Raw genomic sequence first — 17,602 nt, forward strand, 5'->3', positions numbered from 1 at the left:
CAAATAATTGGATCAGAGAGTGAGTGTACACAAAGCATGGACTGGCGGGAACTAAGTAAGCAGCAGCAAACAGTGGCGAAGGTGCTTCGTCATGCTATAACGAGAAAAGAATTAGCGCACGCTTATTTGCTTGAAGGACCAAAGGGAACCGGAAAGCATCAAACCGCCATGCTTGTCACGCAAACATTGTTTTGTGAGTCACCAACTGAACAGGGACCGTGCATGGAGTGCAGGAATTGCCGGAGAATCGGCTCGGGCAATCACCCGGATGTAATCTGGGTTGCGCCCGAAGAAGGCGCGGCATCAATTAAGAAGGAACAAATCGCCTATTTAATGAAAGAGTTCGCCTATCGAGGGGTTGAATCGGGACGCAAGGTATTTATCATTGAGCAGGCAGAGAAAATGACTGCTCAGGCAGAGAACAGCTTGCTGAAATTCATTGAAGAACCCCATCCCGGAACGCTGGCATTCCTTGTGACTGAGCATATTCATCAGTTGCTTGATACAATTATTTCGAGATGTCAGGTGCTTACTTTTGTTCCGCTCTCTGACCGCGCGCTTGAGGAGCGAATGACCCAAGACGGCTTACCAAGACAATTGCTGAAACCGGCGGCTGCGCTGACGCATGATTATGAGGAAGCCTCGCGATTATGCAAAGAGGAATGGTTTGCCGAGGCACGTTCTCAAGTGTTACAATTGATGCAAAGACTGTACAAGTCTTTAGAGTCAGCACTACCTTATATCTATGAAAAATTCACTCCCAACTTTGATAATACTCAGAAAATGGCTGTCGGTTTAGATTTGATGCTTTTTTGGTACAGAGATCTTCTGTCGCTGCACTTGAATCGTCAAGAAGAAATCGTCTATGAGGATCAGATGGACGCGTTGAAGGAGCAGATGCTCTCGCGCTCATCTGATCAAACGATTCGGGCAATGTCACTTATTCTGGATGCCCGGAGACAATTGGACGCTCATGTTAATGGGGTGAGCGTCATGGAGCGGCTGGTGATCAGGTTAGGAGGTCAGTAATAAATGAACTATGATATTGTCGGCATTCGCTTCAAGAAAGCCGGTAAGGTCTATTATTTTGATCCGGAACAGCTGTCTATACCCGATAACGCGCATGTTGTTGTCGAAACAACGCGCGGTATTGAATGCGGGACAGTAGTGATCGGAAGAAAAACAGTTGACGAGGAGGACGTTGTCTTACCACTTAAGAAAGTGGTACGGATTGCGACGGAATCTGATGAATTGCAGGTGCGCAAGAACAAGGAAGACGCACTGGCTGCAATGGACATTTGCCTTCAGAAAATATACAATCATCAGTTGGAAATGAAGCTGGTGGATGTTGAATATACATTTGATCGCAATAAAATAATATTTTATTTTACGGCCGATGGTCGCGTCGATTTCCGCGAATTGGTCAAAGATCTTGCGGCAGTGTTTAAAACGAGAATTGAACTGAGACAGATTGGTGTACGTGACGAAGCTAAAATGCTTGGCGGAATTGGACCGTGCGGACGAATGCTCTGTTGCTCAACATTTCTCGGAGACTTCGAGCCCGTTTCAATTAAGATGGCCAAGGATCAGAATTTGTCGCTGAATCCTGCCAAAATATCAGGTGTTTGCGGACGATTGATGTGCTGTTTGAAATACGAAAACGATAATTATGAATCAGCGAAGAAGGCGCTGCCGGACATCGGCGCGCCAATCACCGTCAGCTATGGACCGGGCCGCGTCGTTGGATTGAATATTTTGGAGCACTTGGTTCAGATCGAACTCAAGGAAGAAAATAAAGTTGTTGAGTATACATTGGATGAGCTTATTGAAGAAGGGGTTATTTCTTCGCAAGCCACTAAATAAGAGGTGGATGAACTTGGAGAAGAAGGACATTTTCTCACAAGTCAGTCATTTGGAGGAGCAGCTGGGGCAAATTTTTGTGGATTTCGGCAATGTGAAAGCGCAGCTTGGCGCACTGCTTGAACAAAATCAGAATCTTACTTTGGAAAATGAGAATCTGAGAAAACGTATTGAAGATGCCGGAAAGCACGGTCAGAATTCACAAAACCAGCAAGTGCGGAAGTCGGGGGCTGTTTCAGAGCCGGATATCGGTGAGGGCTACGACAACTTGGCGCGACTCTACAAAGAGGGCTTTCATATTTGCAATCTGCATTATGGCAGTGTCCGCAACGACGGCGACTGCTTGTTTTGTCTTTCGTTTCTGAACAAAAAATGATCGCTCAATTTGGGCGCTGTAGTTTGAATGCATAGTATGGGTGAAGAAAATGAACGAGCAGTACGATCACAACAACGAGCGAATTGATTATCTTTTTGATACCGATTTAAAAATCATCCAATCCAGCGATCTCTTTCCCTTCTCGCTGGATTCTGTTCTATTGGCGCGTTTTGCCTATGTGCCCATTCAAAAGGGCAAGTTGGTGGATTTGTGTGCCGGGAACGGTGTGATTCCTTTTCTTTTATCAAGGCGGACGAAAGGACAGATCACCGGCGTTGAGATCCAGCCCGAAGTATGCGCACTGGCCAAACGCGGCACGGCATTGAATCATTTAGAAGAGCGTATCAATTTTTTGTGTGCGGATGCCAAAAATAGTGAAGAAAAAATTGGGCGCGGAACCTGTGATGTTGTGACGTGCAACCCGCCTTATTTCACAATGGAGGCTGCTCGCGATGTTAAGCTGAACAGGCATCTGGCCATCGCGCGTCATGAACTGCTCATTACGCTGGCGGAGGTGCTGGCGATCGGCGGTCGTCTGTTGAAACCGGGCGGGAAGTTCGCGCTGGTACACCGGCCGGAACGACTTGTCGATATTCTTGAAGGCATGCGTGCGCAAGGAATGGAACCGAAACGGATCCAATATGTGCATCCTCACCGCCACAAGCCGGCTAATATTGTTCTCGTTGAAGGTACAAAAGGTGGCAAACCGGGTCTTTCCGTGTTGTCTCCAATTGTTGTTTACCGGTCAGATGGACGTTATACGGAGGATGTGTGTCCGACGTCATGAGCCATTACAGTGTGTATATTTTAGAATGTGCCGATGGCAGTCTTTATACGGGTTACGCCGCTGATGTCGTCAAACGTTTTGCACTTCATTGCAGCGGAAAAGGCGCAAAATATACGCGGAGTCATAAGCCGATTCGCATTGTTTATCAGGAAGATCTTGCGGACAAACAGTCGGCGATGCGGCGCGAATGGGCGATCAAGCAGTTAACGAGGCAGGAAAAACAGGAACTAATAAAAGGGAGCGGCACAGATGTGGGAACAGCGCAGTTTTCAAAGCGATCATGAAGGAAAAGGCAGCTTGTTTCTAGTGCCAACGCCTATCGGCAATCTGGACGATATCACGTACCGCGCGCTTGAGGTACTGAAAAAAGCGGACATCCTTGCCGCTGAAGATACTCGGCATACCATGAAACTGTGTTCACATTTTGATATCCACGCGCCGTTATTCAGTTATCATGAGCATAATAAGAAAACAAGCGGAACCAAGTTGGTCGCGGAACTTGAAAATGGAAAAAATGTTGCCTTGGTCACGGATGCCGGAACACCAGGTATATCGGATCCAGGAGCTGATCTTGCCGCTGCCTGCATTGCACATGAGATTCCTGTTGTGCCCCTTCCCGGAGCTAACGCCGCGATCACCGGATTGATCGCTTCAGGAATTTCTACCGACCACTTTTTATTCTATGGTTTTCTTCCCCGCGCGAAAAAGGAGCGCGGCCAAGCGCTGGATGCGCTCAAGAAGTTTCCCTACACGGTCATTTTCTATGAATCGCCATTTCGCGTGAAAGAGACATTGAAGGATTTATATGACGTTTTTGGCAATCGAAGGATCGCGATATCGCGCGAACTGACAAAGCGCTATGAGACGTTTGTTCGCGGGACACTTGACGAAGTGCTTGCGTTCCTAAATAGCGGCGAAGCGCCAAAAGGCGAGTTTTGCGTGATTGTTGATGGAAATCGTGAATTAGAGGAACGCGGGGAAGAATTATGGTGGTCGACACTTACGGTGCAAGAGCACGTAGACCATTATATCCGCAATAAACAAGTGACATCGAAAGAAGCGATCAAACAGGTGGCGCTGGATCGTGCTCAGCCGAAACGTGAAATCTATGGTATCTACCATCAAATTGAAAACGAATAAATTCAGGATTCGCAAACACGAGCGAATCCTTTTGAATAGGCTGATTTATTTGTGGCAAAGATTGGATTTAAAAGGAGCTGTGATGCGCGATTAATTTGGCCGTTGCACGCTCTATGCTTTCTTGACATTCATTCCGGTGAAACGTATAGTTTTTAAAGATAGGAATACTTTGGAAACGGCATTAAATAAGGAGGCTGCACGGGTTTATGACTGAAGAACGGAAATCTTTTTATCTGACAACGCCTATATACTATCCAAGCGGTAGACTACATATTGGTCACGCATACACAACGGTGGCCGGAGACGCGATGTGCCGTTATAAACGGCTGCGCGGTTATGACGTGATGTTTCTGACGGGAACAGATGAGCACGGACAGAAAATTGAGGAGAAAGCCAAAGCAAAAGGTATCTCTCCAATTGAGTATGTGGACGGCCTGGTGGCTCAGATTAAGCAACTCTGGGATAAGCTTGATATCTCTTATGACGACTTTATCCGAACAACGCAGTCGCGTCACACGAAAGTTGTTCAGAAGATCTTTACCCAGCTTGAGAAGCAAGGCGATATCTACCTTGGTGAATACGAGGGTTGGTACAGTATACCGGATGAAACCTACTACACAGAGTCGCAGCTTGTTGATATTGAGAAGAATGACAAAGGCGACGTGATCGGCGGGAAGAGCCCGGACAGCGGCCATCCGGTTGAGAAGGTAAAAGAAGAGTGCTATTTCTTCAAAATGAGCAAGTATGTTGACCGGTTGCTTAACTATTATGAAGAGCATCCCGATTTTATTCAACCGGAATCGCGCAAAAACGAAATGATCAATAACTTCATCAAGCCTGGTCTGGAAGATCTGGCGGTTTCTCGAACATCGGTTTCTTGGGGGATTAAGGTGCCGAATAATCCGAAGCATGTTGTGTACGTATGGCTGGATGCACTGACCAACTATATTACCGCACTTGGATACGGTTCTGAAGATGATGCGAATTATAAGAAATTCTGGCCGGCGGATGTTCATCTAGTTGGGAAGGAAATCGTCCGTTTCCACACGATCTATTGGCCGATTATGTTGATGGCGCTTGGTCTTCCGCTTCCGAAAAAAGTGTTTGGACACGGCTGGCTGCTGATGAAAGACGGCAAAATGTCCAAATCAAAGGGTAACGTTGTCGACCCTGAACCGCTGATTGATCGCTACGGGCTGGATGCGCTGCGCTATTATCTGCTGCGTGAAGTGCCGTTCGGCTCGGATGGATTGTTCACTCCGGAAGCGTTCGTGGAACGCATTAATTTTGACCTGGCCAATGACCTTGGCAACTTGTTGAACCGTACGGTCGCGATGTGCAGCCAGTACTTTGGCGGAAAGGTGCCGGCTTATGACGGTCATGTGACTGATTTTGATGCAGGGCTTGAAGATGCGCTCGCAGAGGCCGTTTCTGTTGTCGAAAAGCAAATGGAAAACTTGCAGTTCTCCGTCGCATTATCAGCAATTTGGAAGCTGGTCGGCCAGACGAATAAATATATTGATGATACGCAGCCTTGGTTCTTGGCTAAGGATGAGGCGAAGAAGGCTGAACTTGCTTCAGTTATGGCGCATCTCGTGAACACTATTCGCGGGATCGCCATCATGATTCAGCCGTTCTTCACATCCACACCGACGAAAATGTTCCGTCAGCTTGGGGTAACCAATCAGGCGGATCAAGCATGGGATACGATTGTGCGCAATGATGTTAACAAAGGTCAATGGACCGTTCACAAGGAAGAGCCTATCTTCCCACGTCTTGATATTAAAGAAGAAGTTGCCTACATCAAATCACAGATGCGCGGCGCGGCGAATACGAAGCCAAACGGCAATAAAGAGAAAAAATCAAAGGCAGTTGCAGAAGCACCGGCACAAATTAATTTGGAAGATTTCCAGAAAATTGATTTACGCGTTGCAGAAGTGCTGCAGGTAGACAAGGTTAAAGGTGCCGATAAATTGCTCAAGCTTCAACTTGATTTGGGCTATGAGAAGCGGCAGGTTGTCTCCGGCATTGCCGAGTTCTATAAACCGGAGGAGCTGGTTGGCCTGAAAATTATTGTCATTGCCAATCTGAAGCCGGTGAAACTCAGAGGCGAGCTTTCTCAAGGAATGCTGCTGGCAGGCGATGCAAATGGTACCCTAAAGGTGGCGACGGTTTCAGGACCGCTGCCGAATGGTACTAAGATTCGCTGATTCGCGAGCGAATGGAACAGAGCAGGCGGGAGATGAGCGTTTTGCGCGCAGATCCCGCTTTTTTGTTTCCGGCGTGCGTTCGGAAAAAATAGGAGGATCTTCATGCTCTTTGATACACATACCCATATTAATGATGAAGTATTTGACAAGGATTTTCCCGACGTACTAAATCGCGCAAAGGGAGTCGGCGTTGATCAAATGGTCGTGGTTGGCGTTGACCGTCCGACGATTGAGCGGGTCTTTCCGATCATTGATCAGCATAAGCATATCTATGGCGCGATTGGCTGGAATCCTGAAGACGCGATCGATATGATTGAAGATGATTTCCAGATGATCAAACATGAGTTGGGCCATCCTGGAATCGTCGCACTCGGTGAAATCGGGTTGGATTACCATTGGGATAAATCGCCGAAGTCTGTACAGCATGACGTGTTTCGCAGGCAGATTCGATTGGCCAAGGAAGCAGGACTCCCTTTAATTATCCATAATCGAGAAGCGACTGAGGATGTCGCGCGCATTCTTCGCGAGGAGCATGCAGAGACGATCGGCGGCGTCATGCATTGTTATAGCGACAACTGGGAGTGGGCGCAGAAATTCATTGATTTGAATTTTTATATTAGCTTTGGCGGGCCGCTGACTTTTAAAAATGCGCAGCTTCAACGAGAAACGGCCGCTGAAGTGCCGCTTGATCGCCTGTTGATTGAGACGGACTGTCCTTTTCTTAGTCCTCATCCGTTCCGTGGCAAACGCAATGAACCGGCGCGCGTTCACCTGGTTGCGGAAAAGCTTGCCGAGCTCAAGAACATGTCTTTTGAAGAGATAGCAAAAGTGACAACTGAAAACGCAATGCGCTGTTTTCATATTTAGTTAAAAGTCAGAGCAAGGAGAAACTTATGATTGTTAAGGAAATCATTGTTGTGGAAGGCAGAAGTGATACGGAGGCAATTAGCCGCGCGCTGGATGCCGATACGATTGAAACGAACGGATCACGCGTCAGCAAGAGAACCATTCGCGCCATTCAAAATGCGCAGGCTCGCCGGGGCGTAATCGTGTTCACGGATCCGGATTACCCCGGGGAACGCATTCGGAAGATTGTTAGCCGCGCCGTTCCCGGTTGCAAACACGCATTCATTACACGGTCCGAGGGAAAAGGCGGAAAAAATGAAAGTCTTGGAATTGAGCATGCGTCGCCACGCGCGATTCTCCGCGCTTTGGAGAAGGTCTATACTCAGTTTGAAGAACCGAAGGAACAGATCAGTATGCAGACGCTGAGGGCGCTGGGGCTGCTCGGCGGTAAGACATCGCGTTCGCTCCGGGAACAGCTTTGCGATCATCTGAGTATCGGCTATGCGAATGGAAAGCAATTGTACAAACGGCTACGCATGTTTCAAATTGCTGAAAGCGATCTGATACAGGCGCTGGATGCCATCCGATCGAAGGAGTGAGCGATATGAACAAAAGGATGTCTTCACCTAAGACCATGCAGGATGTCATTCGTAAGCACCAATTTACGTTAAAGAAGAGTCTCGGTCAAAACTTTCTTATTGATGAGAACATCCTGAACAATATTGCGTCGGCTGCCGGGATTGATGGAGACAGCTATGTGTTGGAAATCGGTCCGGGCGCGGGCGCGCTCACTCAGGTGCTCGCCGCCCAAGCCAAAAAAGTGATCGCGGTGGAAATTGACCGCCGGCTGGAGCCTGTACTGAGTGACACGCTCCAAGACTTTGATAACGTGTCCATCCATTTTGGTGATGTATTGAAATTGGATCTTCATCAAATTATCGGAGAGGAATGTCCTGCGGATGCTTCGGTGACCGTGGTGGCCAATCTGCCATACTATGTGACGACGCCGATTTTAATGAAGCTGCTCACGGCCGGACTTCCCATTAATACGATTGTGGTGATGATACAAAAGGAAGTTGCCAGCCGGCTTCAGGCTGACCCTGGGGAGAAGAGCTACGGCTCACTGTCGATTGCCGTTCAATATATGGCTGAGCCGAAGATCGTGATGACGGTGCCGAAAACGGTGTTCGTGCCGCAGCCCAATGTGGATTCTGCTGTGATCCGTCTGGATGTTCGGAAGGAGAAAAAAGTCAAAGTAGCAGACGAAGACTTTTTCTTCAGGCTGATAAGGGCAAGCTTCGCGCAGCGCCGGAAGACATTAATGAACAATCTGGTCAATAACCTATATGATAAAACGCAGAAAGAAAACTTGCTTCGGGTATTGGAGCGGGTTGGAATTGATCCGGGTCGGCGCGGTGAGACGTTGTCAATCGAAGAATTTGCGCGGCTGAGTGATGCGCTTGGAGATCGACCATAGGGATCATATTAGTCAAAGCGCTTAATGAGCACAAAAGAAGGTTCGTATTCATTTTTGAATACGGGCCTTCTTTTTGCGTGCGCCCGGCATTCAGGAACGACTGCCTCAATCATTTTTTTGATGTGCACATATTTTTTTCATCGTGATCATAGCATGAAAAGGATGGCTCTGATTTTTTGGCGGATTTCGGATGCGCGTGGAAAGAGGGAGTGGAACATGACAGTTCAAGTAGGAGATCTAGTGGCGCGGACTTCGTACCATTGCGACCTTCCTTTTCGTGTGGTAGCCATTCATGAAGAAACGAAGAGTGCTGAGCTGAACGGCCATGATTTGCGTCTTTATGCGGACGCGCCGCTCGACGATTTGGTACTGGTGACCAAAGACGAACGCGAGGAATATGAAAAAATGACAAGCTCCAAAGAGGCGGAATCCTACAAGCTTTTTAGGCAGGATTACAAGCAAATGAAGTTGAAACGAGGCTATACGGCGACAAACGGTTATAGGGAGGGTGCCTCTTATTTTGAAATGCCCGGGCGGGTACTTCATATCGATGGTGATCCGTACTATTTAAAAAAATGCCTCACTTTTTATGAGAAGTTGAGGGTTCCGGTGATCGGCAAATTTATGCGGGAGTCCGAAATGCCGGATCTGGTTCCGAAACTGGTTAGCCAAATACGTCCGGATATTCTCGTTCTAACCGGACATGATGCTTTTATGAAAAACAAAGGAACGGCAAATGAAATCAAGGCTTATCGTAATTCCGGATACTTTATCCGAACGGTCAAAGAAGTACGCTATCATTGGCCGAGTCTTGATCAAATGATCATTTTTTCCGGGGCGTGCCAGTCGCATTTCGAGTATTTGATCAGAGCTGGATCAAATTTTGCCAGTTCTCCCGATCGTGTAAATATTCACGCGCTCGATCCGGTCTATCTTGCTGCGAGAATCAGTTTCACTTCATTTATGGAGAGTGTTAATGTGTGGGAGGTTCTGAGAAACACACTGACAGGAGCAGGCGGCTTAGGCGGAGTCGAAAGCAGAGGCATGCTGCGTACCGGATTGCCTTATCCATCGGAATAAACATGATTGGGACGGCAAAAATAGTCGAATAATTCAAGAAAAAAGTGGCGGCAATTTTTGACAAATATATTGACAGTCACAATGGTTTCTTGATATAATTCATACTATTTGATTTTTTGACGTCCATTGTGGTATACTTATAATTAAGCGAGGTGGATTGTCGAGATGGGAAAAACCATTGATGATATCAAAGGCACTCTAGATGAACGTGTCGGCGAACGTTTGACATTGAAGGCAAACGGAGGCAGACGTAAAACGATTCAACGCATTGGTGTTTTGGAAGGTACCTACCCGTCGGTTTTTATTGTGAGGCTGGATAAAGATTCGAATGCATATGATCGCGTTTCGTACAGCTACACGGACGTGTTGACGGACTCGGTGGAACTCACCTTTATGGAGGAAATGGCGAGCGGTCAATAATAAAGAGCTTACCCAATTTTCCATGATGACAGACCATTTATTTGTAGCGGATGCGCGCACCCTTATGTTCGGAATGTGAGAGCATAATTGGGAATGCGCGTTTATGCTTTTCTCATCAGAATTCATTTTAACACGTTTAACGAATAGAAGGAAGTGAATTGGCACAACCTAACTTTTGCTCGACCATTGAAAGGAGTTGTGCCGATCATGTCCAGACACAAAGGCATCATGTCTGAATCATTCAAAGAGGAACTTGCCAAAGAACTGGGTTTTTATGATACGGTAAAAAGTGAAGGCTGGGGCGGAATCAAGGCCCGCGACGCAGGCAATATGGTTCGCCTCGCCATTCAAAAAGCTGAAGCGCAACTAGACAAACGCTAAAAAGCAGTACGATGATTGAGCATGAAAGAAGGGGATTCTGTCCGTAAAACGGATGGGACCCCCTTTTTCTTCACGCTTGTTTCCTTTATAGTAATCATAAGCAGTGTGAAGGGGACCGAATGGATAGAAGCGGATGGCGATCGGCATGGGCAATGTGGCGAATTTGCCGGTCTGGGCTATCTGTTGCTATCGAAGTATATCTAGTAACTGAAATGAGGGAAACGTTTGAAAGTACTTGAGAAAGCGCCGGCGAAAATTAATCTATCCTTGGATGTACTTGGGAAACGAAGCGATGGCTATCACGAAGTTAAAATGGTGATGACGTCGATTGATTTGGCAGATCGAGTGGAATGCGGCGATTTGTCTGAAAATCGAATTTTGGTTCGGACATCAGCCCCTTATGTTCCTGAGGACGAGCGTAATTTTGCCTATCAGGCCGCTCAATGTATAAGAGAAACGTATCGTATTAATCGCGGTGTGGAAATTATGATTAAAAAAAATATACCCGTGGCAGCGGGCTTGGCTGGCGGCAGTACAGATGCGGCAGCGACAATCCGTGCGTTGGACAAGTTGTGGGGAATTGGTATGTCCTATGAAGAAATGCTGGAAATCGCTGCGAAAATTGGGTCTGATGTCGCTTTCTGTATTAAAGGAGGAACAGCACTCGCAACCGGCAGAGGAGAGAAAATCACCCCTCTGTCGTCCTTGCCGCCTTGCTGGGTTGTTTTAGTGAAACCCACTGTTTCAATTTCTACGGCGCAAATTTATAAAGAGTTAGATAGTCAGCCGATCATGCATCCGGATGTTGAAGCAATGATGCGGGCGATCGAGGAAGAGGATTTTCAAAAAATATGCCGCTTGCTCGGCAATTCTCTTGAATCAGTGACGATGAAAAAAGTTGCTGATATCGCAAAAATAAAGGAGCAGATGAAAGGGATTGGCGCAGAAGGAATCTTAATGAGCGGCAGCGGACCAACCGTATTTGCGCTGACGCAACATGAATCACGGATGCAGCGTTTGATGAACGGTATGAGGGGGTATTGTTCTCAGGTGTTTGCCGTGCGGCTCTGTAAACCGTTCCCCCTCTTGTCCGAACACGAATAATGGTGTAAAATTGCCTTAAAATATTCGGGTTTGGAGGATTGTCATGAAACTTAAGCGAAGCGGCAGACTTGTCGATATGACGGAATATTTGCTGCGCCATCCTCACCAGGTGATTTCGCTTTCCTATTTTTCAGAACGGTATGAATCTGCCAAATCATCGATAAGCGAAGATCTGACTATTATCAAGGAAAGCTTTGAAACCCAAGAAATCGGACGGCTCCAGACGCAGGCGGGGGCTACGGGCGGAGTATGTTACATGCCATCCATGGGCTGCCTCGAAGCCGAACGATTGCTTGTTCGATTGCAAGGACAAATGACCAAAAAAGACCGCCTGCTTCCCGGCGGGTATCTTTATATGACCGATATTCTTGGTAAACCTGAATATGTCAATGCGATTGGACGGCTAATCGCTTCGGTATTTATTAATGAGAAACTGGACGCAGTTATGACGATGGAGACCAAAGGAATTCCGCTGGCCTATGCGGTAGCCACACAGTGCAGTGTCCCCGTTGTTGTTGTGCGCAGGAGCAGCAAAGTTACTGAGGGGTCGACGGTGAGTATCAATTATATATCAGGCTCTTCTAAAAGAATCCAAACGATGGTGCTCCCGCGAAGAAGTTTGAAGGAACACGCACGCGTTTTGATTGTTGACGATTTCATGAAGGCCGGAGGAACGATGAAGGGCATGATGAATTTGATCAAGGAGTTCGGGGCTGAGGTTGCAGGTATGGCAGTGCTGGTCGAAAAGAAAGACGAACGTCCAAAACTGGTCAACCATTATGTGTCGCTTCTCAAGCTCTCTATCCTTGAGCAACAAGATGCCCTTACAATTGAAAACGGTAATGTATCGGAGTGGCTGGCGATGCATCATGATCCGCATGCAATGAAAAAATAATTTAGGTATGAACGGATGCTATAATTTCATTCCGCGCCATTTGGACCGATAATTAAAAATATTTATATTTCTTTTAACCACTTGCAGGATTTCCCACTTTTTGTGTTGAAACAAGTATTAAGAACTACGAGTTACGCATTAGGGGAAAGGGTGGTGTCTAATCAATGGAAATAACAGATGTCAGATTGCGGCTTGTGCATACTGACGGACGCATGAGGGCAATCGCCTCAATAACCATCGATAAGGAGTTCGTTGTTCATGACATTCGTGTGATCGACGGTAATAATGGTACCTTTGTCGCGATGCCAAGCAAGCGGACACCTGATGGAGAATTCAGGGATATTGCTCATCCCATCACATCAGTAACTAGAGAGAAAATACAGTCCGCCATTCTTAGTGAATATGAACATGCGTGCGTTGGGGACTCTTCGTTTGAACAAGCGGGTGCTTCCTAATTAAGCGCGGTTGATGAACAAATGTGTCCCATGAGTGTCTAACGTTGATGAAATAGTGGATGTGCGCATGAATTTCACATCTCTAACAATAGGTAACTGTTTAGTTAAACAAAGAAAAAGGAGCCGAAGGGTTCCTTTTTCTTTGTTTGGATAATAGAAATAAGAACATACGAATTGGCACAAATTTCACCTTTGTTATCTTGAAAAAGGGCTGTTTTTAAGCTATAGTCTAAAATGGACGCTAAGAATCAGCCAAAGTTATGGGGGTTCGTCATGTCAAATCGATTTGCGATTATTCTAGCTGCCGGCAAGGGCACGAGGATGAAATCGAAACTATATAAAGTGCTGCATCAGGTTTGTGGTAAGCCGATGATACGCCATGTCGTTGATGAAGCCGGAAGGGCCGATTTTTCGAAAATTTATGTGGTTGTCGGCCATGGAGCAAGCGACGTGGAAGCGGCGGTCGGCAAAGACGCGGAATGTCTGCTCCAGCGTGAGCAGTTAGGTACCGGACACGCCGTACTTCAAGCGGCAGATCAGTTATCCAGTCTGGAAGGAACAACGGTTGTTCTTTGCGGAGATACTCCTCTAATTACGCATCAGACGATCGAGAAATTGATTCATATTCAGGAGGAGAATCACGCTGCGGCCGCGGTGCTTACGGCCAATCTTGAAGATCCGACCGGCTACGGGCGTGTCATTCGGGATCTGTCCGGCAATGTTGCGAAAATTGTCGAAGATAAGGATGCAAATCCTGCCGAAAAAAGGGTAAAGGAGATTAATACGGGTATTTACAGTTTCGATAACCGTAAATTATTTGCCCTTTTGAAACAGGTGACGAACAATAATGCCCAGGGTGAGTACTATCTTCCTGATGTGATTGGTCTGCTTGTTCGGGATTCTGAGAAAGTGATTGCATACGCCACAGAACAATTTGAAGAGACAGTCGGCGTCAATGACCGTATTCAATTGGCGGCTGCAGGGAAATATATGCAAGCACGCATCAATCGCGCTATGATGCGAAAGGGCGTGACGTTCATTGATCCTCAAACAACATATTTATCGACAGAATGCACGATTGGAAACGATACCGTCATTTATCCGGGAACGGTGATTGCCGGAAAGACGCGAATCGGGAGCAAGTGCGTCATTGGCGCACATTCACAAATTCGAAATTGTGTGATTGGTGACGGCACACGGATTGAGCAGTCTGTGCTTGAGGACAGCACGATCGGCAAAGACGTGCATATTGGACCGTTTGCCCATATTCGCCCGCTGTCCAAGATCCATGATCAGACAAAAGTGGGCACCTTTGTCGAAGTGAAGAACACGGACGTTGGAGAACGGAAAGGGCCGAGCATTTGAAAAAAAGGCGAGGCAATCGCAGCAAGATTTGAGAAAATAAGAAATGAAGCAAAATAATGCATAGGGTAAACCATTAACTGGAGGGAACCATTAGATGGTCAGCTATTTAGATCCAAACTTGAAAGTATTCAGCCTAAATTCCAATCCTGATCTTGCCAAACAAATTACCGAGCACATCGGCATTAAACTCGGAAAATGTATTGTTTCGTCCTTTAGCGATGGCGAAATTCAAATCAGCATTGAGGAAAGTATTCGCGGCAGTGAAGTGTACGTGATTCAGTCTACAAGTGCACCGGTAAATCAGCACTTAATGGAAATGCTGATTATGATTGATGCGTTGAAACGCGCGTCTGCGAAAACAATCAACTTAGTAATTCCTTATTATGGGTACGCGCGTCAAGATCGTAAAGCCCGCGCTCGTGAACCGATTACGGCAAAACTCGTCGCAAATCTTCTCGAAACTGCAGGTGCAACGCGTGTACTCACACTTGACCTGCACGCACCGCAAATTCAAGGCTTTTTCGATATTCCTGTTGACCAGCTTCTTGGTGTTCCAACATTGTCGGAATACTTTATGAGCAAACAGCTTGATGATATTGTGGTTGTCTCACCGGATCACGGCGGTGTGACCCGCGCGCGTAAAATGGCTGATCGCTTGAAGGCGCCGATCGCTATTATTGATAAGCGCCGTCCGCGTCCGAATGTATCTGAGGTTATGAACATCATCGGTGATATTCAAGACAAAACCTGTATCATTATTGACGACATTATTGACACGGCAGGAACGATTACGCTGGCCGCCAACGCTTTGGTTGAGCGCGGCGCAAAAAAGGTGTATGCTTGCTGTACACATCCTGTTTTGTCGGGTCCCGCAATCGAACGTATTCAGGCGTCTGCAATCAGCGAACTCGTTGTAACCAATACAATTCCGCTGCCTGAAGAGAAGAAGATCGATAAAATTGTGCAGTTGTCTGTCGCACCGCTGATCGGAGAAGCGATTATTCGCATTCACGAGAAACTTTCGGTCAGCCGGTTGTTTAATTAACGATTGATCGGAATTTAGTGTACTACAGGGTTAGATAAGATGTATTTAGTGAAAAATTTAAAAGATGGGTCTAATCGAAAGGGAGTGCAATGACGCATGGCAACAATAAGTGCGGCTGTTCGTAGTGACTTCAAGAAGTCATTTGCAAAGAAATTGAGAAATGAGGGCAAGATTCCTTCCGTTGTCTATGGAAAGACGGTAGGCAATGAAGCTGTTTCGGTTGATGCCGGAGCAATGAACAAACTTTTCCACAGCGAAGGTCGAAATGCGATCATCAATTTGGATGTTGAAGGAAAGAAAAAATATACTGTTATGGCTCACGAATTGCAGTTCGACCCTTTGAAAGGTACAGTTCGTCATATTGACTTCCTCGAAATTAATATGAACGAAGATATTGACGCTGTTGTACCCGTTGTATTGAGCGGTGCAGAAGCAGTTGAAACCGGAGATGTCGTTCTGAATAATCAACTTTCAGAATTGACGGTACGTGCGCTTCCTAACAATCTGCCAAGTACAATCGAAGTAGATGTCTCAAAACTTGCGGTCGGTGATGCAATTCGTATCAGCGATCTCGTTGCAGATACCAAAAACTATACGGTCCTCGGTGATCCGGAAGAAGTTATCGTTACGCTTTCTTATGGTGAGCAAGCGGCTGAAGAACCAGCGGATGCAAGCGAGACTGCAGAAGCTGCTGAATCGACTAGCGAAAACGCTGCAGAATAATCGATTGTCGGAATTAATGAAAGAGGCGTAACCAATGTGTTACGTCTTTTTTCACAGGTAAAAAAAGTATATGCTTTTGCCCTGTATCAAATCAATAAACCGGTGTCTTGGCTGGGAATCAAAGCGGAGGTACGAGGGCTCCTGCGGGACTAGGTGCCAGTAGGAGACCTCGTAGATTCCTGCCTGTTTTAGGAGGCTCGCGGTGCGCAACGTGGCAAGCGAGTAACCGAAGCGGCGATTCAGAAAAGAATAAAGACACGAACCAATAACACATGGCTGGAGAATAAGGACCGGGCTTGCCCCGGTTTTTCTTACAAGTAAAGAAAGTTTAGCATCTTGGTTTGTCGATACGACGGTAGGGTCACAAGCTTCGGTTGGGCGATCAGGTTAGCGCCCAATCTTAGAAATAAACGGAAAAGTTCCGCTTAATTAGAAAATGAATGAAAAAATTGCTTAAATAGACGGAAAAATTCCGCTTATCGCATCGAAAAACGTGAAAATAGAGGGTTTTTCCGTGCATAAGCGGAAAAATTACCCTTATGTACCTGTGAAACAAGCGCCAGGATGCATATAACCGGAAAATCTCCGCTTATTTTATTACGGCCACGTTACTTAATTAAGGACCAGGCTGTATCCTATGAGCAACGTTGAAGCCACCGCATCCTGCGGAAGTGCCACCGGACACTAAGCCGTCCAAGTTTTCTAACACAACAAAGCAAAAATTTTATTCCCGTTGAAAGAGAGGAAGAATTGTGAAGGTCATTGTCGGGCTGGGCAATCCTGGTTCTGAATATGCACATACAAGGCATAACATAGGTTTTGAAGTGATCGATTCGATATCAGAACAGCATGGTATTCGTTTATCGAAAAGTAAATTCAATGCGCTTTTCGGAAAAGGGACGATTGACGGTGAAGAGCTTTTACTTGTGAAGCCGCTTACTTATATGAATGCTTCAGGTGAAGCAGTCGGTCCGCTGCTCCGATTTTTTAAAGTGTCTGCAGAGGACCTATTGGTCGTTCAGGATGATATGGATTTGCCGGTAGGTAAGATCCGTTTGAGACAAAAGGGAAGCGCAGGCGGGCACAACGGTATTAAGTCCATTATTCAACATGTGAAAACGCAGGAATTCGCTCGAATCAAAGTAGGAATCGGTCATCCGCAGCATACACGTGAAGCGGTTGTTCGCTACGTGCTTCAGGGCTTTTCGGGCGATGAACAGATGCAAATCGCGTCGGCAATTGAACGCGCGTCCGATGCCGCTAAAGCGTGGATCACGTTGCCTTTTACACAGGTTATGAACGTGTATAATACGAATAAGTAGCGATGTACCGGGGTATAATCATATAAGTTTATCTCCGATGATTAGGGTTCTGAGTAAACACTGCAGAGCTTTGGCTGATGCCAAAGCGTTTTTCGGTTTTAAGAAAGCGAGGGTAG

20 protein-coding genes are annotated in these 17,602 nt (G+C 46.5%); all 20 read left to right on the forward strand.

Annotation, left to right across the window (positions count from 1 at the left end):
• Positions 1–36: 36 nt before the first annotated feature.
• The 20 genes from holB (at position 37) to pth (ending at position 17,486) form a co-directional block, all read left to right on the forward strand.
• On the forward strand, positions 37–1,029 hold the full coding sequence (holB, locus tag ABWW58_RS16840; RefSeq protein WP_353870212.1) for a DNA polymerase III subunit delta': 993 nt from the start codon (positions 37–39) through the stop codon (positions 1,027–1,029).
• A 3-nt stretch (positions 1,030–1,032) separates the two neighbouring features.
• The gene (locus ABWW58_RS16845) at positions 1,033–1,863 is read left to right on the forward strand and encodes a PSP1 domain-containing protein (RefSeq protein WP_353870214.1); all 831 of its coding nucleotides are present in this window, start codon (positions 1,033–1,035) and stop codon (positions 1,861–1,863) included.
• Positions 1,864–1,876: 13 nt separating this feature from the next.
• Positions 1,877–2,236, forward strand: a complete 360-nt coding sequence (gene yabA, locus ABWW58_RS16850) for a DNA replication initiation control protein YabA (RefSeq protein ID WP_353870215.1) — start codon at positions 1,877–1,879, stop codon at positions 2,234–2,236.
• Positions 2,237–2,285: 49 nt separating this feature from the next.
• Entirely contained in the window at positions 2,286–3,023 is a 738-nt protein-coding gene (locus ABWW58_RS16855) for a tRNA1(Val) (adenine(37)-N6)-methyltransferase (RefSeq protein ID WP_353870216.1), read from the forward strand.
• A complete protein-coding gene (locus ABWW58_RS16860; RefSeq protein ID WP_093673849.1) occupies positions 3,020–3,307 on the forward strand; it encodes a GIY-YIG nuclease family protein in 288 nt (95 codons plus the stop codon). Before ABWW58_RS16855 ends, ABWW58_RS16860 begins: the two co-directional genes overlap by 4 nt.
• A complete protein-coding gene (gene rsmI, locus ABWW58_RS16865) occupies positions 3,273–4,163 on the forward strand; it encodes a 16S rRNA (cytidine(1402)-2'-O)-methyltransferase (RefSeq protein ID WP_353870217.1) in 891 nt (296 codons plus the stop codon). Before ABWW58_RS16860 ends, rsmI begins: the two co-directional genes overlap by 35 nt.
• 206 nt (positions 4,164–4,369) lie before the next feature.
• The gene (metG, locus tag ABWW58_RS16870) at positions 4,370–6,373 is read left to right on the forward strand and encodes a methionine--tRNA ligase (protein ID WP_093673853.1); all 2,004 of its coding nucleotides are present in this window, start codon (positions 4,370–4,372) and stop codon (positions 6,371–6,373) included.
• A 102-nt stretch (positions 6,374–6,475) separates the two neighbouring features.
• Positions 6,476–7,240, forward strand: coding sequence for a TatD family hydrolase (locus tag ABWW58_RS16875; RefSeq protein WP_353870219.1), 765 nt, complete (start codon positions 6,476–6,478; stop codon positions 7,238–7,240).
• Positions 7,241–7,266: 26 nt separating this feature from the next.
• Positions 7,267–7,818 carry a ribonuclease M5 gene (gene rnmV / locus ABWW58_RS16880; RefSeq protein WP_093673857.1) on the forward strand — a complete coding sequence of 184 codons (552 nt, stop codon included), beginning with the start codon at positions 7,267–7,269 and terminating at the stop codon, positions 7,816–7,818.
• Between the two features lie 5 nt (positions 7,819–7,823).
• Complete coding sequence (gene rsmA / locus ABWW58_RS16885) at positions 7,824–8,696, forward strand: 16S rRNA (adenine(1518)-N(6)/adenine(1519)-N(6))-dimethyltransferase RsmA (protein WP_093673859.1); 873 nt, start codon at positions 7,824–7,826, stop codon at positions 8,694–8,696.
• A gap of 216 nt (positions 8,697–8,912) precedes the next feature.
• Positions 8,913–9,776 carry a sporulation peptidase YabG gene (gene yabG / locus ABWW58_RS16890; protein WP_093673919.1) on the forward strand — a complete coding sequence of 288 codons (864 nt, stop codon included), beginning with the start codon at positions 8,913–8,915 and terminating at the stop codon, positions 9,774–9,776.
• 165 nt (positions 9,777–9,941) lie between these two features.
• Positions 9,942–10,196, forward strand: coding sequence for a Veg family protein (locus ABWW58_RS16895; protein WP_093673861.1), 255 nt, complete (start codon positions 9,942–9,944; stop codon positions 10,194–10,196).
• A 207-nt stretch (positions 10,197–10,403) separates the two neighbouring features.
• Positions 10,404–10,577, forward strand: a complete 174-nt coding sequence (locus tag ABWW58_RS16900) for a small, acid-soluble spore protein, alpha/beta type (protein WP_353870221.1) — start codon at positions 10,404–10,406, stop codon at positions 10,575–10,577.
• Between the two features lie 225 nt (positions 10,578–10,802).
• Positions 10,803–11,681 carry a 4-(cytidine 5'-diphospho)-2-C-methyl-D-erythritol kinase gene (gene ispE / locus ABWW58_RS16905; protein WP_353870222.1) on the forward strand — a complete coding sequence of 293 codons (879 nt, stop codon included), beginning with the start codon at positions 10,803–10,805 and terminating at the stop codon, positions 11,679–11,681.
• A gap of 43 nt (positions 11,682–11,724) precedes the next feature.
• Positions 11,725–12,576 carry a pur operon repressor gene (gene purR / locus ABWW58_RS16910; RefSeq protein ID WP_353870223.1) on the forward strand — a complete coding sequence of 284 codons (852 nt, stop codon included), beginning with the start codon at positions 11,725–11,727 and terminating at the stop codon, positions 12,574–12,576.
• Between the two features lie 164 nt (positions 12,577–12,740).
• The gene (gene spoVG / locus ABWW58_RS16915) at positions 12,741–13,031 is read left to right on the forward strand and encodes a septation regulator SpoVG (protein ID WP_093673871.1); all 291 of its coding nucleotides are present in this window, start codon (positions 12,741–12,743) and stop codon (positions 13,029–13,031) included.
• Positions 13,032–13,304: 273 nt separating this feature from the next.
• Positions 13,305–14,396 carry a bifunctional UDP-N-acetylglucosamine diphosphorylase/glucosamine-1-phosphate N-acetyltransferase GlmU gene (gene glmU, locus ABWW58_RS16920; protein WP_353870224.1) on the forward strand — a complete coding sequence of 364 codons (1,092 nt, stop codon included), beginning with the start codon at positions 13,305–13,307 and terminating at the stop codon, positions 14,394–14,396.
• A gap of 94 nt (positions 14,397–14,490) precedes the next feature.
• The gene (locus ABWW58_RS16925; protein WP_093673873.1) at positions 14,491–15,441 is read left to right on the forward strand and encodes a ribose-phosphate diphosphokinase; all 951 of its coding nucleotides are present in this window, start codon (positions 14,491–14,493) and stop codon (positions 15,439–15,441) included.
• 96 nt (positions 15,442–15,537) lie between these two features.
• Positions 15,538–16,164: a 50S ribosomal protein L25/general stress protein Ctc gene (locus tag ABWW58_RS16930; protein ID WP_353870225.1), complete on the forward strand. Its 627-nt coding sequence runs from the start codon at positions 15,538–15,540 to the stop codon at positions 16,162–16,164.
• Positions 16,165–16,916: 752 nt separating this feature from the next.
• The gene (pth, locus tag ABWW58_RS16935; protein WP_353870226.1) at positions 16,917–17,486 is read left to right on the forward strand and encodes an aminoacyl-tRNA hydrolase; all 570 of its coding nucleotides are present in this window, start codon (positions 16,917–16,919) and stop codon (positions 17,484–17,486) included.
• Positions 17,487–17,602 lie beyond the last annotated feature (116 nt).

The sequence above is a fragment of the Sporolactobacillus caesalpiniae genome, assembly GCF_040513385.1.
In the GTDB taxonomy this organism is placed as follows: domain Bacteria; phylum Bacillota; class Bacilli; order Bacillales; family Sporolactobacillaceae; genus Sporolactobacillus.